This window comes from Acidimicrobiales bacterium, from assembly GCA_034521975.1.
In the GTDB taxonomy this organism is placed as follows: domain Bacteria; phylum Actinomycetota; class Acidimicrobiia; order Acidimicrobiales; family SKKL01; genus SKKL01.
Window position 1 is genome coordinate 410,024 of record JAXHLR010000004.1, and the last position, 24,144, is coordinate 434,167.

Sequence of the window (24,144 nt, forward strand, 5' to 3'; positions counted from 1 at the left end):
ATCAGTTGGGGAGCTCGAGAGGACTGGCGATGTCGAGGTACAGCGCCACCAAGCCGATGCCCACCAGCACGAAGATCACCGCGTAGGTGAGCGGGATCAGCTTGGCGACATCGGCGTGGTAGCGGGCCTTGGACCGAGACAGCACCTCGCGGACACGTTCGTAGGTGGCGATGGCCACGTGGCCGCCGTCGAGCGGGAGCAGCGGGACCAGGTTGAAGATGCCGATGAAGATGTTGATCAGTGCCAGGAACAGCAACAGTCCCGCAGGTCCGGTGTCGGCCATCTGAGTGCCGAGTCGGGCCGCGCCGTAGATCGACAGGACCCGGTCGCCTTGGGCTTCGATGTCGGTCTCGTCGGACGCGGTGGTGTCGGGGGCGTCGGTTCGGGCGGTGTCGACGGCCATGCCCAGGAAGCTGGAGATTCCCGACGGACTGAAGATCCGGCCGATGGCCTCGACGGTGAGCCGGGAGACCTCGGCGAACTCGGTGACCGTACGGACGGCGGCCGAGGGAAGCGACAGCCGTTGCGGCGGGTAGTACGCACCGATGCCGAGGAACGCGCCACCCTCGCCCGACTCGCCGAGATCGACCGTGCGCTCGATGGCCTGCCCGTCGCGGTTGACCGTCACCCCGACAGACTCGCCGGGACGGTGCTCGCCGAGGACGTCTTGGAGGTCGTCGAAGGTGACCACCGGGGCGCCGTCGATGGCGACGATCCGATCGCCGACGTCGAGACCGGCCTGCTCCGCAGGGCTCACCGACGAGGGCTCGGGGCCCGCGAGGTATCCGACCTCCCAGTTGTCGTCCTCGGCGGCACCCACCGCGGCGAAGTACACCAACATGGCGAGGAGGGCGATCATGAAGTGCATGGTCGAACCCGCCACTGCGACCGACATCCGCCGCCAGTAGGGCTTCTCGCGGTAGGTGCGCGACTCGTCGGCGGGATCGACCTCCTCGAGGTTGGTCATCCCGATCACCTTGACGTAGGCCCCCGCGGGGATCGCCTTGATGCCGTACTCGGTCTCGCCTCGGGTGAACGACCAGATGCGGGGTCCGAACCCGATGAAGAACTCGGTGCACTTCATGCCCGCTGCCCTGGCGGTGACGAAGTGGCCGAGCTCGTGCAGGAAGATCATCACCACGATGGCCAGCACCACCACCAGCGCCGACAGCCCTGCCCACAGTCCGAGCAGCACCACGCTGCCGACGAGCAGCGCGAGACGCATCGCGCTGGAGCCGGTCGGCTCCGGTGGCCGCGCCGGGTGTTGTGGAGGTTCTGCGGGGGGACGCTCCGAGCCCGCATCGGCGGGTTCGGAACGAGCGTCCACGTTGGTCACAGGTTCGACTCGATGTGTTGACGGGCGAGGACTCGGGCGATGCGATCGGCTTCCACGACCTCGTCGACCGACGTCGCGGTCCCTCCATCATGCCCGTCGAGGACCCCATTCGCGACGTCGGGGATGGTGGTCCAGGCGATCTCCCCAGCGAGGAACGCCGAGACCGCCTCCTCGTTGGCCGCGTTGAGCCAGGCCGGCGCAGTGCCGCCCTGCCGGCCGGCCTCGTAGGCCAGCCCCAGGCAGGGGAAGGCCTCGTGATCGGGCGGTTCGAAGTCGAGGCGGCCGAGGTCGCCCCAGTCGATGCGACCGAACGGAGTGGCGATCCGGTCCGGCCACGCCAGGGCGTAGCCGATGGGAAGACGCATGTCCGGCAGCGACAGCTGGGCGATCGTCGATCCGTCGGTGAACTCGACCATCGAGTGCACGATCGACTGGGGGTGCACGACGACGTCGATGTGGTCGAACCCCAGGTCGAAGAGCAGGTGGGCCTCGATCACCTCGAGGCCCTTGTTCATGAGCGTGGACGAGTCGACGGTGATCTTGGGTCCCATCGACCAGGTGGGGTGGGCCAGCGCATCCTCGATCGTCACCTCGGCCAGTTCGGCACGGGAGCGTCCGCGGAACGGGCCTCCACTGGCGGTGAGGATGATGCGCCCCACCCGCTCGGGGCGGTCGTTGGCCCGCAGGCACTGGTGCACCGCGGCGTGCTCGCTGTCGACCGGCACCATCTCGGCTCCCGGCGTGGCCATCGCCGCCTTCACCACCGGACCCCCGGCGATGAGCGACTCCTTGTTCGCCAGGGCCAGGCGGTGACCGGCCTCCAGCGCGGCGATGGTGACATCCAACCCGGCGAAGCCGACCACCCCGTTGACCACGACATCGCCGATGGCGGCCGCGGTGGCCAACGCATCGGGCCCCGACAGGAGCTCGACACCGGACGGGAGACGGGCTTCGAGCGTCGCTGCGGCATCGGGGTCGGCGATGGCGACAACCTGCGGCCGGTGACGGCGTGCCTGTTCGGCCACCAGCTCGACCGACCGTGCCGCGCCCAGCGCCACCACCTCGAAGCGGTCGGATTCGGCCTCGACGACGTCGAGGGTCTGGGTGCCGATCGAGCCGGTCGAACCGAGCAGGCACACCTTGGTGCGTGCCTGGTCATCGCTCATGGGTCGCTCCGGAGTCAGAAAACCAAGTGGGCCACGTAGTAGGTGGCCGGCAGCGAGACGAGGATGGCGTCGAAGCGGTCGAGCACCCCGCCGTGTCCGGGCAGGACCGTGCCCATGTCCTTGACCCCGAGGTCTCGCTTGATCATCGACTCGCACAGGTCGCCGAGCGGTGAGATCAGGGCGAGGACGACACCCAGGACGATGGCGTCGCCCGGCGAGCTGAACGGGGTGATGCCCCCACCGATCACGCCGCCGACACCGGCCCAGGTGACCAGGAACGCGGCGACCATGCCCCCCACCGTGCCCTCGATGGTCTTGTTGGGGCTGATGGCCGACAGCGGGGAGCGTCCCATCGAGCGCCCGACGAGCAGTCCGACGATGTCGTAGGCGATGGGCCCGAGCACCGCGGCGAGCAACAGCCCGGTGCCGTGGGGCAGGCGCAGCAACAGGGCGGCGAACGAGCCGAACCCGGCCACGTAGGCCACGGTCAACACGGTGACGCCCACGTTGGGCACGGCGTGGTCGTCGCCGATGTCGAGCACGTACCACAGCAGTGCGACCAGCACCGTGAGCATGGCACCGAGCACCAGTCCCGACTCGCCCCGCCAGTACGCGGCGAGCGGCATCGTGACCGCCGCCGCGAGGGCGACGAGAGCGGGGGGCGAGTAGCCGACGCGTCGCAGGGTGCTCATCAGCTCGGCCGAAGCCAGGACGAGCACGACGACGACCAGCACCATGGCAGCCGCGGGTCCGACGCTGATCAGTGCCAGCGCACCCGCCGCCAGGGCGACACCCACGACCGAGGCGAGACCCATGTTGCGTCCGGCGGCGGGTCCTCGTGCACGGTCGGCGGCGAAGGGGTCGGCACTACGGTCGCCGTAGGGGTCGGACGGCTCCCGCGGCACCGACAACGGATCGGGCGGTGCCTGCGCGTCGTCGAAGGTGAAGAAGTCGTCCGACGCGGCGCGGTCGTCGCGCACCCCCATTCGGGGAGGTTCGTCGCCCAGCATGCTCAGGTCGGCATCGTCCCAACCGCTGGACTGGTCGCGCCACCGCGGCTGGGAGGTGCTCACCCTCGCCCACGGGGCCAGGTCGTCGTCGCCATCGCTGAAGATCCGGGGGACCTCACCGGTGGGTGGGTCGGTCCAGTGCGGCAACGAGTGCGATCCCGAGCCCTCGCTTGCAGGCGCCTCGCCGAGCCCCGACTCGTCGTCGGTCTCGCCGAGCAGATCGCGAGCGCGGAACGGTCGGGGCGTATCCTCCTCGGTGGCAGCGGGATCAGCACCCTGGTCGGGCTCGACCGGCCGATCGGACTCGTCGGATGGATCCATCGCACCGAGCAGTCGGAAACCCTCCTGCTCGTCGTCGTCGTCGGGGTGGGTGGGTCGATCGTCCACGGAGGACCTCCTGATGCTCCCGGGGAGCTGACCGCGGCGAGAGCCGCCCGGTCAGACCTCGAGCAGCTCGGTCTCTTTCTGCTCCAGTGCTGCGGTGATCTCGGCCTCGTAGGCGTGGGTCCGCTTGTCGAGCTCCTTTTCGGCTCGGGCGAGGTCGTCCTCTGACATCTCCGCGTCCTTCTGGGCGGCTTCGAGGTCCTTGCGGGCGTCGCGGCGGGCGTTGCGGATCGCGATGCGACCGTCCTCGGCCATCTGGCGAACCACCTTGACCAGGTCCTTGCGTCGCTCCTCGGTGAGGGGCGGAAAGCTGAGCCGGATCGAGTGGCCGTCGTTGCCGGGGGTGAGCCCCAGGTCGGAGTGCTGCAGTGCCTTCTCGATGGCGCCCAGGTTGTTCTTGTCGAACGGGGTGATGAGCAGCTGGCGCGCCTCGGGGACCTGGAAGCTGGCGAGCTGCTGCATGGCCATCTCCTCGCCGTAGGCCTCGACCGGCAGGCGCTCGACCAGCGCCGGGGCTGCCCGCCCGGTGCGGATGGAGCCGAACTCGTGGCGCGCGTGGGCGACCGCACGCTGCATCTTGTCGCCGGCGTCGTCGAGCACGAGCTCGACCAGCTCTTCGCTCATCGGGCTGCCGCCTCTGGGGTGGGGACCATCACCGAGCGAGACGCGGGAGATCGGGGACCGACGGTCATGTGACCAGCGTACCGACCGGCTCACCCGCCAGGATGGACCGCACGTTGCCGGGGCCGAGCAGGTCGAAGTAGACGACGGGCATCTCGTTCTCCATGCACAGCGTGACCGCAGTGGAGTCCATGGCCTGCAGCCCCTGCTTGATCACGTCGAGGTAGGTGATCTGATCGAGCTTGGTGGCGTCGGGATTGGTGCGGGGGTCGTCGGTGTAGATGCCGTCGGTACCTCCGTGGGTGCCCTTCAGCAACGCTCCGGCCTCGATCTCGACCGCCCGCAGCGCCGCAGTGGTGTCGGTGGTGAAGAAGGGGTTGCCGCTGCCTCCAGCGAAGATCACCACTCGGCCCTTCTCGAGGTGGCGCACGGCCCGTCGGCGGATGTAGGGCTCGGCCACCTGGGCCATGTGGATGGCGCTCTGCACCCGGGTCGGCTGACCGAGCTGCTCGAGCACGTCCTGGAGGGCCAGGGCGTTGATGACGGTGGCGAGCATGCCCATGTAGTCGGCTTGGGCGCGGTCCATGCCCGCACCCTGACCGGTCATCCCCCGCCAGATGTTGCCGCCGCCGACCACCACCGCGATGTCGACGTCGAACTCGGCCTTGACGGCGACGATCACCTCGGCGATGTCGCGCACCGTCGCACCGTCGATGCCGTAGCTGGCGGCGCCCGCGAACGCCTCGCCCGACACCTTCAGCACCACACGATCCCATCGGGCCGTTCGCTTGGACGCCACGGGATCGAGGTTCGCCTCGGTGCCGGTGTCGGGGTCGGCCGCGGTCACGGTCAGCTGCCGATCACGATCTGGTCGAAGCGCACCAGCTTTGCGTCGCCGAGCAGTTGGGCGATGGTCTGCTTCTCGTCGCGCACGAAGCTCTGTTCGAGCAGAACCCGTTCCTTGAACCAGCCGGTGAGACGACCCTCGACGATCTTGTCGAGCGCGGCCTCGGGCTTTCCCTCGGCCTTGGTGAGGTCGATGAGCGCACTGCGCTCGGCCTCGACCAGCTCGGTGGGCACCTCGTCGCGGCTGCGGTAGTCGGGCTTGGAGAACGCGATGTGGACCGCGATGTCGTGGGCGAGCTCGACGGACCCGCCGCTGAGCTCGACCAGCACGCCGTTGACACCACGACCGTCCTGCAGGTGGAGGTAGGCGTCGACGATGTCGCTCTCGCCGATCTCCCAGCGCACCACCTCGCCGACCTCGATGTTCTCCTTCTTGGTGATCTTCATCTGGTCGACCTCGGCGGCCAGCTCACTGACCGCTCCCTCGCCCCGAGCTGCGACCGCCTCGGCCAGGGTGGTGACGGCCTTGATGAAGTCGTCGGCCTTGGCCGAGAAGTCGGTCTCGCACTTGAGCTCGACCATGGCGATGGCGCCGTCGGCCCTGGCGATGGCGACCGCTCCCTGGGTGTTCTCGCGATCGCTGCGGCTGGCGGCCTTGACCAGACCCTGCTCGCGGAGCCACTTGGCGGCGGCGTCGAAGTCGCCGTCGTTGTTGGTGAGCGCCTTCTTGGCGTCCATCATGCCGGCGCCGGTGGCCTGACGCAGCGCCTGGACGTCCTTGGCGGTGATGCTGGACATGGGGGGTTACGACTCCTGGGTGGTCTCGTCGGGGGCGGACTCGGACTGGGTGGTGGCATCCTGGGCGGCCTCGGCAGGAGCGGCCGGAGCAGGCGAGGAGGTCTCCGCAGGAGCAGCCTCGGCAGGAGCGGCCTCGGCAGGGGCAGCCGGAGCAGGCGAGGAGGTCTCCGCAGGAGCGGCCTCGGCAGGAGCAGCCTCAGCAGGCGCAGCCGGGGCGGCCTCGGCACTGGCGCCGGACGCGATGCGGGCCTCCCGCTCGGCTGCGGCAAGCGCAGCCTGACGACGGGCCTCGGCTTGCTGGGCGGCGATCTCGTCCTCCTCGCGGAGGCTGCGACGGGGGCCGCTGCTGTCGCCACCCTCGCGACGGGACCGGATGAAGCGTCCCTCGAGAACGGCGTCGGCGATGACCCGGCACATGAGGTCGCCGGAGCGGATGGCGTCGTCGTTGCCGGGGATCACGTACTGGATGATGTCGGGGTCGCAGTTGGTGTCCACCACCGCCACGATCGGGATGCCGAGCTTGTTGGCCTCGGTGACCGCGATGTGCTCCTTCTTGGTGTCGAGCACGAACACGATGTCGGGCAGCTGCTCCATGTCGCGGATGCCACCCAGGTTCCGCTCGAGCTTGTCGAGCTCACGGGAGATCATCAGCGCTTCCTTCTTGGGCATCGCCTCGAACTCACCCGAGGCACGCATGCGCTGGTACTCCTTCATCTTGGCCACGCGCTTGGACATGGTCTCGAAGTTGGTGAGCATGCCGCCGAGCCAGCGCTCGTTGATGTAGGGCATCCCGGACTTCTCGGCATAGGACTGCACCGGCCCCTGAGCCTGCTTCTTGGTGCCGACGAACAAGATGGTGCCGCCGCCGGCGACGGTGTCGCGCACGAACGTGTAGGCGGTCTCGATGCGCTGGAGGGTCTGCTGGAGATCGATGATGTAGATGCCGTTGCGGTCTCCGTGGATGAACCGCTGCATCTTGGGGTTCCAGCGCCTCGTCTGGTGACCGAAGTGCACCCCGGCCTCGAGCAGTTGCTTCATGGTCACGACAGCAGTCATGACGGCTCCTTCCATCGGTTGGACGAACACCGCACCAACGCCCGGAGGCGACCGTGGTTCGATGCGGCTGGAGATGAGGATTCGCCTTCGGGGTTCCGAGGGCGCGACCCGCGAGCAGGCCGACCCGGCAGTCTAGCGGGCGAGAGCCACCTCATCACCAGCCCGATCATCAGCCGACCGAGGCACCGAGCGCATCGCCGAGCAGGTCGCCCGCCAGGTCGTCGGGACCAATGGGCAGAGTCGCAGCGGTGATGGCCAGACCGCCCAGACTGGTCGCGGTCAGCACCATCTCGGAGGCGAGGTGGTCGCCCATGGTCTCGAACAAGCCCCGACACGCGGGACCCATGTCGGCCAGACCCAGCGCCAGCTCCCTGGTGGTGGTCTCGTGCCCGGGCACCGCGCCATGGGCGCCGGTCCCCACGATGGGCACGGTCACGTGGCGGGCCCCGTCGAGCCGGGTTCTGCGGTCGGCGACCAGGGGGTCGCCGCTGGCTCCCGCGCTGAGGTAGTCGGGCCCGTCGGGCAGGGGTCTCGACCCGAGCTCGAGGAGCAGGTCGGAACGTCGGGACAGGTCGGGGAGATTGGTACCCCGCGGGTCGGCGGTCGAGCCGATGACCCCCTCCACGGCCCGGAGGGCGATCGTCCCTCCGGACAGCGTGCTCGCCTCGACCGACAGCGTGGCCAGATCGGCTCCCTGGTGGGGCGTGGCCATGGTGGCCACCAGCCCCAGGCGCTCGATCACCTCCCGTCCCCCCTCACGGGACTCCAGCTCGCGCAGGGCCAGGCGCGCCACGACGCCACCCTGGGAGTGGGCGTAGAGGTCGACGGTGGCATCGGGCGCGGAGCGAGCTACCTCGGTCAGCAGGTCTGCGAGCAGCGCGCCACGTGAGCCCAGCTCGGTCGAGGACGCTCCCGGGCCATAGGCGGTCGCCTCGATGTGGGCCAGGTCCCCGGTCGCCGACGCGGTCTCGTCGTCGAAGTGACCGGGGGTACGCCCGCCCGCATAGCTGAACCCGATGACATCACCCTCGTGGTAGCCGAGCTCGTCGGTCCGGAGCTCGCCGATGGATGCCCCGTCGCTGCTGGAGTCCAGACCAGCCACCAACACCGCGACCCGACGACCCGCCGGCTGCTCGGCGATGACGCCCTCGGGGGTGCAGATCTGGCGATGGTGCCACCACTCGACGACCGTCGCGAACGTGCGCCAGGGCGATTCGAGCACGTCGAAGGTGAACAGCAGTATCGGGGGCACCTCGCCCTGGGCGAGCGGGACCAGGATCCCGAAGACCACCCCGGAGAGGTACGGGTTGACCGCACCGAGGGCGTAGGGGGCCAGATACCAGCTCACCTCCGCCACGTACGGGGCAACAGCCATGACCACCTCGGAGGTGGAGGTGCCCAACCACCGGGCGGCCTCGAGCTGCATCCCGAGCACGGTCGTGCCGCTGTCGATCATCCACCCGCCCGCTCCCATCAGCGCGCCTCCCAGGCGGCCGAGCACCCCGAAACCACCGCCTCCCCCCAGGTCGAGGGCGATCAGCCGGAGCTCGGCCGCACGCTGGCCCGGGGTCGTCCAGGCGCTGCCGCCCAGGGGCGACTCGGGCACCAGCCGCACCGCGATCGGTCCCGCCCCGAAGAGCGCCTCGGGGTCGACGTAGCGACCCTGCTCGCGAACGCCTACGTGGGTGACCCCACCTGCGCGGGCAACGACCTGGCCTGCGGCCACCTGCTGGCCCAGCCGGACCGACAGCTCACCGACACCCGAGTAGCTGGTCAGGCGCCGGTCGGGGTGCTCGACCGTGACGTGCAGGGCGCCCCCGACCTGGCCGGCGAAGGTGACCACACCGTCGGCCGCGGCCCGGATCTCATCTCCGGGCGCGGTGGCGTACTCGACCCCCCGGTTGCCGGGCCCGAAGCGGGTGAGCGGGGGTCTGAACCCGTCGATGATCTCGGCGTCGACCGGATGCTCGTAGGTGACCGCACCGGAACCCTCGTCGGCACGCGCGGGAACAGGGACGAGGAGGGCAGCGACTGCCCCGAGCACAACAATGAGCGCCGTGACGCGCACCACCATGGGACCACTCCCGACAACAGCGGTTCGGGGGGAAGTGGTTCGGGGGAAGTGGTGGTGGGCGGGTCAGGCTCCGGGCCGCTCCACGGTGTGACGCGACCGGGTGACGGCTACGCCAGCTCGCGCTGCGATGCGGAGATCCTGGACCGCAGCTGGAGCACCGCCTTGGTGTGGATCTGACACACACGACTCTCGGTGACCGAGAGGACCTCGCCGATCTCGGCGAGGGTGAGACCCTCGTAGTAGTAGAGGGTGAGCACGATCTTCTCGCGCTCGGGCATGCGGTTGATGGAGTCAGCCAGCAGCGACCGCATCTCCTCGACCTCGAACGCGTCGACCGGGCCGTCTCGCTTGTCGGCGATCGTGTCGCCCAGGGTGAACGACTCGCGCTCTCCCCCGCCCATCGACAACGTCTCGTCCAGCGCCGCCAGACCCACGAACGAGATCTGGCTCAAGGTCGCCTGCAGCTGCTCCTCGCTGACGTCGAGCTCGGCGGCGATCTCGCTGTCGGTGGGCGTGCGGTGCAGCTTCGACTCGAGCGTCGAGTAGGCGTTCTCCACCGCTCGGGCCTTGGCCCGCACCGAGCGAGGAACCCAGTCGATGGATCGGAGCTCGTCGAGGATGGCGCCCTTGATGCGAGAGATCGCGTAGGTCTCGAACTTGAACCCCCTGGCCGGCTCGAACTTCTCGATGGCGTCGATGAGCCCGAAGACTCCGTAGCTGGCCAGGTCGGCCTGTTCGACGTTCTGGGGCAGACCCACCGCCATGCGCCCGGCGACGAACTTCACCAGCGGCGAGTAGTGCAGGATCAACTGGTCGCGGACACCCCGGTCGCCGGTGCGCTTGAACTCGTTCCAGATCTCATCGATGTCGAGGGGGTCGTGATCCACTGAGTTCCCTATCCGCGGGGGTGGGTGGCCTCGTGCACCTGCTGGAGGCGCTCGGTGCTCACGTGCGTGTAGATCTGAGTGGTACCCACGTCGGCATGGCCGAGCAACTCTTGAACCGAGCGCAGATCGGCGCCGCCGTCGAGGAGGTGGGTGGCGAAGGTGTGGCGCAACGCGTGGGGGTTCACCGGGTTCAGTGACCTGGTGTCGAGGATGCGTCGCACGTCGCGTGGGGTGAGCGGCTTGGCCCGACGGTTGAGGAACAGCGCGCCGCTGCCCTCGCCCCGGTCCATCTGATCCCGCCCGAGGTCGATCCACGCGCGGACCGCCTGGGCCGCGGCGGCCGACAACGGCACGCGTCGCTGCTTGTCGCCCTTGCCCCAGACCCGGACCTGGCGACGGCTCAGGTCGAGGTCGCCGGCGACGAGGCCGCACAACTCGCCGACGCGAAGCCCTGAACCGTAGAGCAGCTCGATGACGGCGTCGTCGCGCAGCGAGATCGGGTCGTCGGCCACCGGCGCGGTGCCGTCGGCAGGAGGCGACGGCTCGAGCAGGGCGTCGAGCTCGTCGTCGCGCAGCACCCGCGGCAGCCGGCCGGTGCCCGACGGCGCGGACAGCGAGACCGCGGGATCGGTGTCGACCAGCCCGCAGGAGTGCGCCCAGGCGAAGTACCGCCGTAGCGACGAGGCCTTGCGGCCGACCGAGCGGCGGGCGTACCCCCTGGTGGCGAGATGAGCGAGATAGCGCCTCAGGTGGATCCGGCGGACCGAGGCGGGGTCGTCGACTCCGGATCGGGCCACCCAGGTCACGAAGGCGTCGAGGTCGGACCGATACGCCCGGCGTGTCGCCGGCGACACCCCGGTCAGCACGGCCTCGAAGCGGTCCAGGTCCCAGCCCACGGTCCCACCGTACCGGGCGAGACTCCATGTGACCCCCCACCTGCACCCGAACGACCACGTGGTGACGTGTGCTGATCATGTCCGCACCCGTTCGACCCAGCCGCCCGAGCGCACGAGCCACCCTCGGTGCTCGAGGTTCATCAGCCGCACCGCCAGATCGCCGAGCGCCAGACCGGAGCGAGCAGCCAACTGGTCGACACTGACCGGCGTGTCGCCGACCAGGTCGAGCAGGTCGGCGTCGGCGCGGCCGAGGTCGGAGCGGCGCGGCGCGGAATCGTGGCCCGCGGCATCGTTGGCTGTGACAGCGGAGAACCCGAGAGCGATCAGCACATCGGTGACATCGCGGGCAGGGCCGAGGCCCTCGTGCAACAGCGCGTTGGTGCCCGCCGAGGCAGGGCTGCGCACCGACCCGGGCACCACCAGCGCCTGGCGGTCGCGCCGAAGTGCTTCGTCGACGGTGTGCAGCGCACCACCGGTGGCGTGGGACTCGACCACCACGACCACCTCGGACAGGGCGGCGATGATCCGGTTTCGAGCGGGGAACCGCCACGGCAGCGCACCTGCGCCCATCGGCACCTCCGACACCAGCACGCCCCTGGCCGAGACCGCATCCCAGAGCCGCTGGTGACGACGCGGGTACACGGTGTCGAGACCCGTCCCGACCACACCGATCGGCGCGGCACCATCGCTGGCCTCCAACGTGCCTTCGTGCGCGGCGCCGTCGATGCCCAGCGCCAGTCCCGACACCACCGCCACACCAGCCTCGGCCAGCTGCCGGCCCATCTCCCGTGCCGTGAGACGGCCGCTGCGCGTGCACCGGCGGGTTCCGACGATGGCCACCCGCCGGCCGCTGATCGCTTCGAGATCGCCGACGGAGAACAGCACCATGGGCGGTTCGAGATCGGCCGCCAGGACCGACGGAAATCGATCGGCGCCGATGGTGGTGACCTCGATGCCGGCCCGATGGTGCTGGTCGAACAGCGCCGATGGGTCGAGCGTCCGAGATGCACGCGCCCACTCGTCCTGGATCTCGCGTGCCTTCGCGCCGAGGGCACGAGCCACGTCGGGCTCGTCGGATGGTCGCCCCCGGCACACGGCATCCCAGGCTCGGGCGAACCCGAAGGTCCGCACCAGGGCGGTGAGCCTGCCCGGCCCCATGGCGGGCAGCGAGGCCAGCGCCACCGCCGCCTCTTCGGGTTCCCGGCTCGAAGCTCTCACCTCAGACCACCGCCCCGATCTCGAACGGCGCGGGAACGGCGCGAAGCGACAGCGCCAGCGCCACATGCTCCACCGACAGCGACCCGCCACGGTCTTCCCGATCGGCGAGGGTGAGCGCCAACCGCCGGATGCGGTGCAAGCCACGACCCGTGAGCTGTCCCGCCCTGAGCCTGGCCTCGAGCAATCTGGTGGCATCGTCTGACAGCGGTGCGACCTCGTCGAGATGTTCGGCGGCCAGCTCGGCGTTGCACCGCACCTCGCGGCCCCGGGCCCGCTCGCGCGCCGTCGCCACCCGCTCGCGCACCGACGCCGTGGACTCGCCGGGTTCGCCGCCGATGAGATCGTCGACCTCGGGGGCGGCGACGTCGATCCGCAGATCGAAGCGGTCGAGGATGGGGCCCGACACCCGCCGGTGGTATCGGGCCCTGGCCGCGTCCGAGCAGGTGCACAACCCGGGAGCGGCCCCTTGACCACAGGGGCAGGGGTTCATGGCCGCGATCAGCAACACCCGAGCCGGGAAGGTGACGGTGCCCGCCGCCCTGCTGACCCGGATGACGCCCTCCTCGAGCGGCTGACGCAGCGCGTCGACGACCGGAGCCTGGAACTCGCCGAGCTCGTCGAGGAAGAGCACGCCGTGATGGGCGAGGCTGATCTCGCCCGGTCGCATCATGGCCGACCCACCCCCGGTGAGCGACACGGTGGAGGCACCGTGGTGCGGGGCCCGGAACGGCGGGCGCCGCACCAGTCCGGCCGACAGGGGCACGCCCGCGGCGGAGTGCACCATGGTGGCATCGAGGGCGTCGTCAGGGGTCAGATCGGGGAGGAGGCCGGGCAGACGCTTGGCCAGCATCGTCTTGCCGGCGCCCGGCGGACCGACCATGAGCAGGTGGTGCCCGCCGGCCGCCGCCAGCTCGAGGGCCAGCCGGGCCATCGGCTGGCCGCGCACGTCGGCCAGGTCGGGTTCGTGGTCGCGCTCGGGGACGGGCTGCACGGGAGCGCTGGGCCATGGTTCGTCGCCGTCGATGGCGGCGACGAGGGTGGTGAGGTCGGTGGCGGCCCTGACCCGATGGTGACCAACCAGCTCGGCCTCGCCCACCGATCTGGCCGGCACCACCACGGTGGGCGAACCCAGCGCGTGGACCAGCGGCACCGTGCCGGCGACGGAGCGGATCGTGCCATCGAGGCCGAGCTCGCCGACGAAGGCCATCCCCCGCACGCGGTCGGGTTGAATGCGTTCCACGGCCACGAGCAAGGCAATGGCGATGGCGAGGTCGAGCTGAGAGCCCGCCTTGCGCACACCCGAGGGGGCGAGGTTGACCGTGACCCGCTTGAGCGGCCACGGCAGGCCGCTGGACAACAGTGCGGCTCGGACCCGGTCGCGCGCTTCACGACACGAGGTGTCGGGCAAGCCGACGACGGTGAACCCGGGCAAGCCGTTGGAGACGTGGACCTCGACCGATACGGCACGGCCCTGCACGCCGAGCAGCGTGGCCGATGGGACGGTGGCGATCACCGGACCCTCCTGACACGATTGGTGGTCGGGAGGGGGAAGTGGTCGTCAGCCTAGGCGACCGGTGTGACGCTGGGAAGGGCGATCATCGGAATTCCCTCACCGGTGCGGGCTCAGAGGACCTCGCGGACATAGCGGACGATGGCGTCGATCTCCTCCTGGGAGAGGTCGCCGCCGAAGCTCGGCATGGCGCCTCGGCCCTCGGCGATGATCGTGGCCATGGTCGTGGCATCGGGTTGTCGATCGGGCGACCAGGGACCCCGCAGATCGGGACCGGCACCTCCGCTCCCGTCGGCGCCGTGGCACCGGGAGCACTGGGCGTTCCACAGCTCGCGACCCTCGACCAGCACGGGGTCGGCGTCGCCGGCATCGTCGACCGGAACCTCGGGCGCCTCGGAACCAGCGCAGCCACCGAGCGTCATCGCCGCCATCGCCACGAACCCGAGCACCGACGCGGGCACTCGTCGCTCGACCTGCATCGCCTTCATCCGGGGCACGATACTGATCGCATGGGAATGAACCCATTCCGCCCTCGTCGCGGTTCGCGCGTCGCCGACATCGCCTTCGTGGTCGTCGCCCTGGTGGTGTGCGCCGCGCTCGTCGCCTGGGCAGCGCTGGGATGAACGCCGACATCACCGCCACCCTCCCCGATGACGAGCTCGACGTGCGGTTCATCCAGCCCTATGCCGCCACCAAGACCTATCTGTGTCCCGGGTGCAACCAGGACATCACCCCCGGCACCGGCCACATGGTCGTCGTCCCCCACACCGATCCCGACCTTCGCCGCCACTGGCACCGCGGGTGCTGGAACCACCGCCACCGGAGGCGACCGGGACGGCGCTGAACGCAGGCCCCGCGACGGGACCGCAGCACACCCGGATGACGAGCCGGCGACCCGGAGCACGGGCCCTATGCTCCGACCATGGAGCTGGTGCTGGTACGTCACGCCGAACCCGAGTGGGTCCGGGAGGGTCTGAGCGTCGACAACCCGCCGCTCACCGACCGCGGACGCGACCAGGCCCGCCGGCTGGCCGACCGTCTGGCTCACGAGCACTTCGACGCGGTGATGGTGTCGACCATGCAGCGGGCATGCCAGACCGCTGCGCCCCTGCTCGAGGTGCTGGGGGCCGAGCCGAGGTTCGAGAACTGGCTCGAGGAGCTGCGCATGCCCGACTGGACCGGCACGCCGTCCGAGGAGGTCGACGAGCTGTTCACGCGAGCCAGAGCCCGACCCATCGAGGACCACTGGGACGGCATGGCCGGGGGCGAGAGCTTTCGAGCGTTCCACGAACGCATCACCAAGGGCCTCGAAGCGTCCCTCGCACCACTGGGAACCTTCCCGACCGACGACGACACTCCGCTCTGGGAGATCGACGACGAGGACGCCCGGGTCCTCGTCGTGGCCCACGCGGGCACCAACGCCACCATCATCGGGCACATGCTGGGCATCCAGCCACTGCCTTGGGAGTGGGAGCGGTTCGTGATGTTCCACGCCTCGTTCTCGGTGCTACGACCCATGCGGATCGGCCAGGGCTGGTCGTTCAACCTGTTCAAGCTGGGCGATGCCGAGCACCTGCCGGACCAGATGCGCACCCGCTGAGCCTGGACCAGCGCTCAAAAGGCTCCTTCGATCACCTCGACCCGGCGCCCCATCACGGCCGCGACGTCGAAGCGCACCTCGCGGGGACGCTGCACCGCCTGGTCGAGCCAGACGGCGGCCAGGCGGCGGATGCGGCGCTGCTTGGCCGGCGTCACCGCCTCGGCGGGGGAGCCGAACGCCCCCGAGCTGCGGGTCTTGACCTCGCAGAACACGACCGCTGCGCCTTTGCGGACCACGAGGTCGAGCTCGCCGTCACGGCACCGCCAGTTGCGATCGACGATGTCGTAGCCGTGGTCGAGGTACCACTCGGCGGCGCGAGCTTCACCCGCCGCGCCGAGGACCTGTCGTGCATGAGGCATCGCCGCTCCCGTCGTCGTGGGTCACCGACGACGGTACCGAGGGAGTGTGACAGCCTTCGGTGGGTGGCTCAGGTCTCGCGCTTCTCGCGGATCCTGGCCGCCTTCCCGACACGGTCGCGCATGTAGTACAGCTTGGCTCGGCGCACGTCGCCCCGGCTGACGACCTCGATCTTGGAGATGATCGGGGTGTGGAGCGGGAAGGTGCGCTCGACGCCGACGCCGAAGCTGACCTTGCGGACGGTGAAGGTCTCCTGCAGGCCTCCGCCCTGGCGGCGCAGCACGTAGCCCTGGAAGACCTGGATGCGCTCGCGGTTGCCCTCGACCACGCGGACGTGCACCTTGAGCGTGTCACCCGGCGCGAAGTCGGGGATGTCGTCGCGAAGACTGCTCTGATCGACGAGATCGGTGGGTTGCATGGTGGCGCTCCTGCGCGGGTTCGGGGAGGGCCGGCGGCGCTCACCCTGGTTGAGGCGGACTCAGCAGGATAGAGGATCGTGCCCGTCAGTCCAAAGCCGGGGTGTCGAGACCGAACTCTGCCAGCAGGACACGGTCCTCGTCACCGAGGCCGCCACGTTCGACGATGAGGTCGAGGCGCTGGTCCAGTGTACGGGCGATCGCCTGGGCCCGGCGCCAGCGGGCGACCCGTCCGTGGTCCCCGGACCGCAGGACCTCGGGCACCTCCCACCCGCGGAACTCGGCCGGACGCGTGTACTGCGGGTACTCGAGCAGCCCGTCGCTGAACGACTCCTCGCCGGCGGAGGCATCGTTGCCCATCACGCCGGGGACCAGGCGACCGACCGCCTCCAGGATCACCATGGCCGCCACCTCTCCTCCGGCCAGCACGTAGTCGCCGATGGACACCTCGTCGTCGACGAGGTGCTCGCGGATGCGGTGGTCGACGTCCTCGTAGCGGCCGCACAACAGCGAGAACCCGTCGGTGGCGGCCAGCTCGCGTGCCATCGCCTGGTCGAAGCGTTGACCGCCGGGGTCGCACAGCAGCAGGGGTCGGGGCGGCTCGACCGCCTCGACCGCAGCGAAGACCGGCTCGGGCCTGAGGACCATGCCCGCTCCCCCGCCGAAGGGCGCGTCGTCGACGCTGCGGTGCACGTCGGTGGTGTGGGCGCGCAGGTCGTGGGCCCGCACGTCGAGCAATCCCCGCTCCTGCGCCTTGCCCAACAAGCTTTGGGCGGCGAAGTCGTCGACCATGCCGGGAAAGATGGTGAACACGTCGATCCTCATGCGAGGTCCAGCCTTCCACGCGGGTGCGCACCGCTCCCAGCTCCTGCGGGACCGCTGGGCCCGTGGGCCACACGGTTCGCTGTCTCAGGTCGTCGCTGTACTGGTGCGATGGACCACGATCTCCAGCTCCTCGAGCTCGCATCGCGCCAACACGGACTCGTCACCGCGCCGCAGGCTCACAGGATGGGCCTCTCGGCGAGACAGGTTCAGGGCCGCGTTCGGCGAGGTTCGTTCGAACGGGTGTCAGCGCTGGTCCTCCGGGTGGCCGGCAGTCCGCACAGCCGCGAACAGGAGATCCTCGCCGCCGTGTGGTCGTGCGGGCCGACCGCCGTGGCCTCACACTCCACCGCCGCGTGGCTCCACCGTCTGGACGGGGCCCGACTGACGCTCCCCGCCGAGGTCACGGTCCTCCGCCCGGCGCGGGGAAACCGACAAGTCGCTCGGGTCCACGAGACGAGGGTGCTGACCAACGCCGACCGCGGCCGCTGCGGGCTGATCCCCGTCATGGCTGTGCCGCGGACGTTGGTCGCACTGGCGGCCATCGAGGCTCCCGACGCGGTCGAGGCCGCGCTCGACGGCGCGCTCCGCGACGGACTCGTCAGTCACCGGGAGATGGTCTGGCATCTCGAGCGGCTCGCCACCTCCGGACGGGCAGGGTGCGCGCTCCTCCTGTCGCTCCTCGGTGCCGAGCCGAGCTCCACTCGCCGCTGTGAGAGCTGGCTCGAGACTGAATGCCTCAGGTTGTTCCGCCGCAGCGAGTTGCCCGAACCGCAGGTGCAGCGGGTGGTGCGCGACTCGACAGGGCGGGTGCTACGTGCCGACTTCGCGTTTGCCGAGGGCCGCCTCGCCGTCGAGGTCTCGGGCCACGCCACCCATGCCACCCGTCGTCGACGCCAAGAAGACGCAGAGCGTCGGGCCGAGCTGGCGCTGCTCGGCATCGCCCACCTCGAGCTCACCTACGAGGACGTGACCGAACGCCCCGACTACGTTGTGCGGCGCGTGCGCCAGATGCTCGAGCACCTGGGCGATCTGCCGGCACAGACCACCCCCTGAGGTCGCTTCCTGCCGGCAGAACGGCGGCGACGACCGTCAAGGGACCGACTGCCGGCACAGACCACCCCCTGAGGTCGCTTCCTGCCGGCAGAACGGCGGCGGAGCGCTACCGATGCCGGTGGGGCTACAGGTCGAACAGGCCGGCCGGGGGGTCGATGGTGACGGTGCCGGCGTCGTGGTCGACCACGAAGGTGAGCGGTACCAGCGCGCCGGAGTCGAGGACCAACAGATCGTGCGCCGGGTTCGCCTGCACCGAGTCGACCCTGCCCCGTGCGGTGCCGTCGAGCTCGACCACCTCGGCACCCACCAGCTCGTGGACCCAGAGCTCGTCGGGATCGTCGAGCGCCTCGGCGAGCAGGACGGTGCCACGCAGCGCATCGGCGGCCTCACGGCCCTCGATCCCCGCGAAGGCGACGATGTGCTTGTCCTGGTGCGGGCGTGATGACTCGACCTCGAGGGTGTGGTCGCCCGCGACGAGCACCGCACCCGGCTCGACCCGTTCGAGACGGTTGGTGGTGAGCGCCACCACGACCTCGCCCCCCAGGCCGTGGGCCTTGGTGATGCGTCCGACCTCGAGGTGGTCGGTCATGGACGTGGCGTCAGTCGACGAACTCGACGTCGACATCGACGCCGTCTCGCACCGCAGCCGCCCGGACCACGGTGCGGATGGCGTTGGCGACCCGGCCACGGCGGCCGATGACCCGGCCCATGTCCCCCGGAGCCACGTGCACGTCGAGGCGCACCCGGTCGAGTCGATCGTCGTTGACCTCGACCTCGACGCCGTCGGGATCGTCGACGACTGCCTTGACGAGGTACTCGAGTACCGAGGTGGCGGTAGCCGCCGGCTTGCGGTTGGGGTCGAAGTCGTCGTCGAGATCGGCGTCGGTGTCGGTCACGAGGTCGACTCGGCTTCGGCGGGGGTCGCTTCGCCAGGACCGGCTTCGGCGGCTGGCGGCGGGGTCCCGGTCTTGAACCACTCCCAGGCCCCTGAGGCCTTGAGCAGCTTCTCGACCGTCTCGGTCGGCTGGGCACCGCTGCGGAGCCACCCGACCGCCTTCTCGTTGTCGATCTTGATCACCGAGGGATCGCGGCGGGGCTCGTAGGTGCCGAGGATCTCGATGAATCGCCCGTCGCGGGGCGACCGGGCGTCGGCGGCGACGACCCGGTAGGTCGGCTGCTTCTTCTTGCCCATCCGCATGAGGCGGAGCTTGACGGCCACGTTCGTGTCTCTTCCTGGATCGGTGTTGGGGATCGACTGCCCAGCATAGGGCGCTGGGGCGACTGGACAGTCTTGGCCAGATGTGGCCCTCAGTTCAACTTGGGGCCCTGACCCGGCACGGGGAACTGGTCGCCGAGCTGGCCGAGTCCGAGCGGGTCGTCGGGGTCGAAGCGAGGCTTCTGGGGACCCTTGGGGGTGACGCGCCCGCCCTTCTTGGCCTTCTTGTTCTTCTTGCCCTTCTTGGCTCGGCCGGGCATGCCGCCACCCATGTCCTTCATCATCGACTGCATCTGTTTGAACTGCTTGATGAGGTTGGAGACCTGATTGGGCTGGGTGCCGGAACCGTTGGCGATGCGGGTGCGCCGCGACCCGTTGATGACCTCGGGCTGCACCCGCTCCTCGGGCGTCATCGACTTGATGATGGCCTCGATGCGGGCGATCTCGCGATCGTCGATCTCGGCGTCCTTCATCTCCTTGGGGAGGCCCGGCATCATGCCCATGAGGTTCTGCAGCGGGCCCATCTTCTTGAGCTGCTGCATGGTCTCGAGGAAGTCGTCGAGGGTGAACTGCCCTTCGAGGAGCTTGGTCGCCGTCGCCTCGGCCTCCTCGACCTCGTAGGCCTCCTCGGCCTTTTCGATGAGGGTCAGCATGTCGCCCATGCCGAGGATGCGACCCGCCAGGCGATCGGGGTGGAACTGGTCGAAGTCGGCCAGCTTCTCGCCGGTCGACGCGAAGGCGATGGGGCGTCCGACGACCTCCTTGACCGACAGGGCGGCGCCGCCGCGAGCGTCGGAGTCGAGCTTGGACAGGATCACGCCGTCGAGCTCGAGGGTCTCGTGGAACGACTCGGCGACAGCGACGGCGTCCTGGCCGGTCATGGCGTCGACGACGAGGAAGGTGTAGTGCGGTTCGACTGCGTCGGAGATCTGACGGACTTGTTCCATCATCTCGGCATCGATGCCGAGACGACCGGCGGTGTCGACGATGACGACGTCGCGACCGAGCCGGCGGGCCTCGTCGAGACCTCGCTTGGCGACGTCGACGGGGTCGGTCGGCTCGGACCACACCGGAACGTCGACCTGGTCGGCCAGGGTGCGGAGCTGGTCGACCGCGGCGGGGCGCTGGAGGTCGGCCCCGATGAGCAACGGGTTGCGCCCCTGCTGTTTGAACCAGCGCGCCAGCTTGGCCGTGGCCGTGGTCTTGCCCGCGCCCTGCAGTCCGGCCATGAGGACCACCGTCGGCGGCTTCGACGCGTAGGTGATCTTCATGGTCTCGCCGCCGAGGGTCTCGATGAGCTCCTCGTGGACGATCTTGACGACCTGCTGGGCCGGGGTGAGGCTCTTGCTCAGCTCCTCGCCGGTGCAGCGCTCGCGGATGCGGTTGACCATGCCGCGGGCGACGCGAACGTTGACGTCGGCCTCGAGCAGGGCGACCCGGATCTCGCGGAGGACCTCGTCGATGTCGGCGTCGCCGAGGCGACCCTTGCCCCGCAGGCGTTTGAAGATTCCGTCGAATCGGTCAGAGAGTGCGTCGAACATGCAGGAGCCGATGCTACCGGACGGTCAGGACCCTTCGACCACCGCGCGGGTTCGCGCACGGTGCCAATGGATCAGGCCGACACCTCTTCGGTGGACTCGGAGGCATCGGCAGCCTCGGGATCGTCGGTCTGGATGCCGGTGGCGGTGCCCTGGTCGGCGTCGCCGCCGATGGTGACGTTGTTGAGCACCGACACCACCCCGCGGACCGCCTTGGCGGCATCTTCGAGGTCGGAGCGGCCGGTGTCGTGGGGGGCCTCGCCGGCAAGGGTGACCACACCGTCGGTGACCGAGACCTCGGGTTGGGGAAGGTGCCAGGTTCGGGTGCTCGATGCCAGCTCGGTACGCACCTGGGCGGTGAGCGTCTCATCGTCGATCGGGCCCGACGGTGTGCCCGAGGCCAGGTCGCGGGCCTGTTCGACGAGCTGGCGGCCGGTGGGGGTCGAGGTGAAGAACCAGCCGAGCCCCAACCCCGCGGCGAAGGAGATCACGCTGCTGCGCATGGCCATGCGGGAGGTGAGGAAGGTGGTCTTCACCGAGAGCTTGAACAGGCCCAGTGCTGCCTTGATCGGCAGGATGATCGCCGCCGCCACCAGGCGAAACGGCAACGTGATGAGGAATTTGATCGCACCCACGGCCAGCTCCTTGTCGAGATCGTGTTCCCCCGGACTATCACGAGACCGCCCGAATCGAAACCCCCAGGGGAGTTTGAGGCTAGTCGGTGGCGAAGAGCGCTTCGACGAACTCGTCCGGATCGAAGTCGATCAGGTCGGCAACGGTCTCGCCGACGCCGACCAGCTTGACCGGGATGCCGAGCTCGGCCTGGATGCTCACCACGATGCCACCACGTGCCGATCCGTCCAGCTTGGTGAGCACCACCCCGGTGACGTCGGCGGCGTCGGCGAACTGCTTGGCCTGCATGAGCCCGTTCTGGCCGGTGGTGGCATCGATGACCAGGAGCACCTCGGCGACCTGTCCGGGTTCGCGGTCGGCGATGCGACGCACCTTGGCCAACTCTTCCATGAGGTTCACCTTGGTGTGGAGCCGGCCGGCGGTGTCGGCCAGCACCAGGTCGTGACCCCGGGATGCGGCCCGCTGCACGCCATCGAAGATGACCGAGCTGGGGTCGCCGCCCTCGGCACCGCGGACGAAGTCGGCACCGGTGCGCTCGGCCCAGGTCTCGAGCTGTTCGGCGGCCGCCGCCCGGAAGGTGTCGCCGGCCGCGACCAACGCTCTGCGTCCTTCACCCGCCTCGCGCGACGACAGCTTGCCGATCGTCGTGGTCTTGCCGGCACCGTTGACCCCGACGATGAGCCACACCGGGACCCGACCTTCGTCGACGGTTCGGCTGAGGGTGCGGTCGTAGGCACCGATTTGGACCTTCATCTCCTGCTTGAGGGCGTCGAGCAGGGCGGCGGGCTCGGTGATCGACTCGTCGGCCACGCGCTCGCGCAGGTGGTCGATGAGGGTCATGGTTGCTGCCACGCCGACATCGGCGCGCAGCAGGGCCTCTTCGATCTCCTCCCAGGTCTCCTCGTCGATCCCGGATCGACCCAGGATCGAGCCGACGTACCCGCTGAAGGTGGAACGAGCCTTGCCGAGACGGTCGCGCAGACGTGGTGGCGCCTCGACGACCGGCGTGTGGTCGACCAGGTCGGGAGCGGCGGTGTCGGGAGGGGCCTCGGCCACGGCGGTGCCAGCGGCACCGGAGCCGGTCCGGTCGACCGAACGGGTGGGCGGCGGTTCGAGCTCGGGGCCGCGGCGACGCCGGGTGGTGACGACGAACGCGGCGGTGGCCCCGACCACGACCAGCAGGGCGATGATGATGATGAGCAGCTCAGCCATGACCCGTTGAGCCTACTGATCGGCGCGCACGACCCCGGCACCGCGGACCGTCACGTCGGTGCGGTCACAGCTCGGAGATGGTGAGCACCACATCGAGGTCGATGTCGGAACCGTCGCGCACCACCGTGACCGTGACCGGGGTGCCGGGGTCGAGCGCGAGGATGCTGGCCCGGAGGTCGCGAACCCCACGAATCGGCTGGCCGTCGATGGACACGATGAGGTCACCGACCTCGATGCCGGCGTCATCTGCGGGCGTACCGGGGGTGACCTGCTGGACCAGCGCGCCGGGCCGTCCCTCGACCGCTTCTCGGACCGACACCCCGAGGAAGCCGGACTGGATCGGCTCGCCGTCGATGAGCCGATCGGCGACCGAGATCGCGAGGTCGATCGGGATGGCGAAGCCGACGCCCTCGTTGCCGCCACCCTGGGTGCGGATGGCGTCGTTGATCCCGATGACCCGGCCGTGTCGGTCGGCCAGGGCACCACCGGAGTTGCCGGGGTTGATCGAGGCGTCGGTCTGGATCATCCCGACCAGGTAGGTGGCCTCGGTCTCGACCGGCCGGTCGAGCGCCGAGACGATCCCGGAGGTGACCGTCTGCTCGAGGCCGAAGGGGCTGCCGACCGCGACCGCCATCTGACCGACCGCGATGTCGGCGTCGACGCCGAGGACGGCAGGAACCAGTCCGGGGCGAGGATCGATGGCGACGACCCCGACGTCGGTCTCGGGGTGGGTGCCGACGATGCTCGCCTCGACCATGGTGCCGTCGGCCAGGCGGACCCGAACCGCGTTGGCCCCCTGGATGACGTGGGCGGCGGTGACGATGTGACCCTCGTCGTCCATGATGATCCCCGACCCCAAGCCGAAGTCGGTGTCGATCTGGACCACCGACGGCGCCACCGCCTCGGCCACCGCCGCCACCGGCTCGACCACGTCGTCGGGGACGATGCCAGCCTCGCCGCCGTCGTCGACCGGGACCGTCTCGGATTCGGACGCGGCCGGGGACTCGGCCTGCTCGGTCGACTCGCGCTCGGACAGCGCCCACCCCGCGAGCGCACCACCGCCGACGAGGGCGATCGCGGCGAGCACCACCAGGGGCAACACCCACCATGGAGCCCGAGCACGGGGTTCCGGCTGGGCGCTCGGTGGGGTCGATGGTGGCGCCGGCGTGGTCGATGACGCGCCCCACTGGGCGCGGGGAGGGGCGGGAGGCGCTGGGGGCGGCGGCGCAGGCGACGGCGGTGGGGTGGATGCACCCGGCCATCTCGACGTCTCCGGCGGGGGGACGGGGGGCGGCGACAGGCCGCCCGACTGGGGGCTGTTCGGCGTGGTCGCGGCGTCGCTGGAGAACGGGTCGTCGGCCTGGACCGTGGTGTCGTCGGAGGACGAGGGGAGCGATGTCTCAGGAGCCTCGTCGGGCGCCTGGTCGGAATCGGTGTCGTCGGCGACACCGGGTTCTGGCTCATGGGGGGTGGTGGACACGCGACCTCCTTG

The 24,144-nt window shown here is 69.9% G+C and carries 25 protein-coding genes and 1 pseudogene; 3 read left to right on the forward strand and 23 right to left on the reverse strand.

The features are described 5' to 3' along the window. Position 1: 1 nt before the first annotated feature. From U5K29_06255 to U5K29_06315, 13 genes and pseudogenes are all read right to left on the reverse strand, one after another. On the reverse strand, positions 2-1,225 hold the full coding sequence (locus U5K29_06255) for a site-2 protease family protein (GenBank protein MDZ7678134.1): 1,224 nt from the start codon (positions 1,223-1,225) through the stop codon (positions 2-4). Positions 1,226-1,332: 107 nt separating this feature from the next. Beyond that, positions 1,333-2,502, reverse strand: a complete 1,170-nt coding sequence (locus U5K29_06260; protein MDZ7678135.1) for a 1-deoxy-D-xylulose-5-phosphate reductoisomerase — start codon at positions 2,500-2,502, stop codon at positions 1,333-1,335. 14 nt (positions 2,503-2,516) lie between these two features. After that, a complete protein-coding gene (locus U5K29_06265) occupies positions 2,517-3,899 on the reverse strand; it encodes a phosphatidate cytidylyltransferase (protein MDZ7678136.1) in 1,383 nt (460 codons plus the stop codon). Positions 3,900-3,950: 51 nt separating this feature from the next. Beyond that, on the reverse strand, positions 3,951-4,520 hold the full coding sequence (frr, locus tag U5K29_06270; GenBank protein ID MDZ7678137.1) for a ribosome recycling factor: 570 nt from the start codon (positions 4,518-4,520) through the stop codon (positions 3,951-3,953). Between the two features lie 64 nt (positions 4,521-4,584). Next, positions 4,585-5,364 carry a UMP kinase gene (gene pyrH, locus U5K29_06275; protein MDZ7678138.1) on the reverse strand — a complete coding sequence of 260 codons (780 nt, stop codon included), beginning with the start codon at positions 5,362-5,364 and terminating at the stop codon, positions 4,585-4,587. Positions 5,365-5,366: 2 nt separating this feature from the next. Beyond that, positions 5,367-6,161, reverse strand: coding sequence for a translation elongation factor Ts (tsf, locus tag U5K29_06280; protein MDZ7678139.1), 795 nt, complete (start codon positions 6,159-6,161; stop codon positions 5,367-5,369). Positions 6,162-6,167: 6 nt separating this feature from the next. After that, entirely contained in the window at positions 6,168-7,217 is a 1,050-nt protein-coding gene (gene rpsB, locus U5K29_06285) for a 30S ribosomal protein S2 (protein ID MDZ7678140.1), read from the reverse strand. A 169-nt stretch (positions 7,218-7,386) separates the two neighbouring features. Beyond that, entirely contained in the window at positions 7,387-9,291 is a 1,905-nt protein-coding gene (locus tag U5K29_06290; protein MDZ7678141.1) for a peptidoglycan DD-metalloendopeptidase family protein, read from the reverse strand. A 107-nt stretch (positions 9,292-9,398) separates the two neighbouring features. Then, positions 9,399-10,178, reverse strand: a complete 780-nt coding sequence (gene whiG / locus U5K29_06295) for an RNA polymerase sigma factor WhiG (GenBank protein ID MDZ7678142.1) — start codon at positions 10,176-10,178, stop codon at positions 9,399-9,401. Between the two features lie 8 nt (positions 10,179-10,186). Then, positions 10,187-11,026, reverse strand: a pseudogene (locus tag U5K29_06300) (tyrosine-type recombinase/integrase). 123 nt (positions 11,027-11,149) lie between these two features. Then, on the reverse strand, positions 11,150-12,292 hold the full coding sequence (gene dprA / locus U5K29_06305) for a DNA-processing protein DprA (GenBank protein MDZ7678143.1): 1,143 nt from the start codon (positions 12,290-12,292) through the stop codon (positions 11,150-11,152). 1 nt (position 12,293) lies between these two features. Beyond that, positions 12,294-13,805, reverse strand: a complete 1,512-nt coding sequence (locus U5K29_06310; GenBank protein MDZ7678144.1) for a YifB family Mg chelatase-like AAA ATPase — start codon at positions 13,803-13,805, stop codon at positions 12,294-12,296. 110 nt (positions 13,806-13,915) lie between these two features. Next, positions 13,916-14,290, reverse strand: a complete 375-nt coding sequence (locus U5K29_06315) for a cytochrome c (GenBank protein ID MDZ7678145.1) — start codon at positions 14,288-14,290, stop codon at positions 13,916-13,918. Positions 14,291-14,421: 131 nt separating this feature from the next. Between U5K29_06315 and U5K29_06320 the strand changes: the two genes are divergently transcribed. Both U5K29_06320 and U5K29_06325 read left to right on the forward strand, forming a co-directional pair. Beyond that, a complete protein-coding gene (locus U5K29_06320; GenBank protein MDZ7678146.1) occupies positions 14,422-14,646 on the forward strand; it encodes a hypothetical protein in 225 nt (74 codons plus the stop codon). A gap of 78 nt (positions 14,647-14,724) precedes the next feature. Continuing rightward, positions 14,725-15,402, forward strand: a complete 678-nt coding sequence (locus U5K29_06325; protein MDZ7678147.1) for a histidine phosphatase family protein — start codon at positions 14,725-14,727, stop codon at positions 15,400-15,402. Between the two features lie 14 nt (positions 15,403-15,416). Here U5K29_06325 and U5K29_06330 read toward each other — a convergent pair whose 3' ends face one another. From U5K29_06330 to trmD, 3 genes are all read right to left on the reverse strand, one after another. Beyond that, entirely contained in the window at positions 15,417-15,761 is a 345-nt protein-coding gene (locus tag U5K29_06330; protein ID MDZ7678148.1) for a YraN family protein, read from the reverse strand. A 68-nt stretch (positions 15,762-15,829) separates the two neighbouring features. Beyond that, positions 15,830-16,177: a 50S ribosomal protein L19 gene (gene rplS / locus U5K29_06335; GenBank protein MDZ7678149.1), complete on the reverse strand. Its 348-nt coding sequence runs from the start codon at positions 16,175-16,177 to the stop codon at positions 15,830-15,832. A gap of 85 nt (positions 16,178-16,262) precedes the next feature. Next, positions 16,263-17,000: a tRNA (guanosine(37)-N1)-methyltransferase TrmD gene (gene trmD, locus U5K29_06340; protein ID MDZ7678150.1), complete on the reverse strand. Its 738-nt coding sequence runs from the start codon at positions 16,998-17,000 to the stop codon at positions 16,263-16,265. A 240-nt stretch (positions 17,001-17,240) separates the two neighbouring features. Here trmD and U5K29_06345 point away from each other — a divergent pair, with 240 nt between their 5' ends. Further along, on the forward strand, positions 17,241-18,053 hold the full coding sequence (locus tag U5K29_06345) for a DUF559 domain-containing protein (GenBank protein MDZ7678151.1): 813 nt from the start codon (positions 17,241-17,243) through the stop codon (positions 18,051-18,053). A gap of 124 nt (positions 18,054-18,177) precedes the next feature. On the opposite strand, the gene rimM is transcribed toward U5K29_06345, so the two are convergent. From rimM to U5K29_06380, 7 genes are all read right to left on the reverse strand, one after another. Continuing rightward, positions 18,178-18,642 carry a ribosome maturation factor RimM gene (rimM, locus tag U5K29_06350; GenBank protein MDZ7678152.1) on the reverse strand — a complete coding sequence of 155 codons (465 nt, stop codon included), beginning with the start codon at positions 18,640-18,642 and terminating at the stop codon, positions 18,178-18,180. Positions 18,643-18,652: 10 nt separating this feature from the next. Next, a complete protein-coding gene (locus tag U5K29_06355) occupies positions 18,653-18,949 on the reverse strand; it encodes a KH domain-containing protein (protein MDZ7678153.1) in 297 nt (98 codons plus the stop codon). After that, positions 18,946-19,272 (reverse strand): 30S ribosomal protein S16, encoded by a 327-nt coding sequence (gene rpsP / locus U5K29_06360; protein ID MDZ7678154.1) that lies wholly within the window; start codon positions 19,270-19,272, stop codon positions 18,946-18,948. The genes U5K29_06355 and rpsP overlap by 4 nt, the downstream gene beginning before the upstream one ends. Positions 19,273-19,361: 89 nt before the next feature. Then, on the reverse strand, positions 19,362-20,810 hold the full coding sequence (gene ffh, locus U5K29_06365; GenBank protein ID MDZ7678155.1) for a signal recognition particle protein: 1,449 nt from the start codon (positions 20,808-20,810) through the stop codon (positions 19,362-19,364). 71 nt (positions 20,811-20,881) lie between these two features. Beyond that, positions 20,882-21,442 carry a BON domain-containing protein gene (locus tag U5K29_06370; GenBank protein MDZ7678156.1) on the reverse strand — a complete coding sequence of 187 codons (561 nt, stop codon included), beginning with the start codon at positions 21,440-21,442 and terminating at the stop codon, positions 20,882-20,884. Between the two features lie 79 nt (positions 21,443-21,521). Continuing rightward, the gene (gene ftsY, locus U5K29_06375; GenBank protein ID MDZ7678157.1) at positions 21,522-22,652 is read right to left on the reverse strand and encodes a signal recognition particle-docking protein FtsY; all 1,131 of its coding nucleotides are present in this window, start codon (positions 22,650-22,652) and stop codon (positions 21,522-21,524) included. A gap of 64 nt (positions 22,653-22,716) precedes the next feature. Then, positions 22,717-24,132, reverse strand: a complete 1,416-nt coding sequence (locus tag U5K29_06380; protein MDZ7678158.1) for a trypsin-like peptidase domain-containing protein — start codon at positions 24,130-24,132, stop codon at positions 22,717-22,719. Positions 24,133-24,144: the final 12 nt, after the last annotated feature.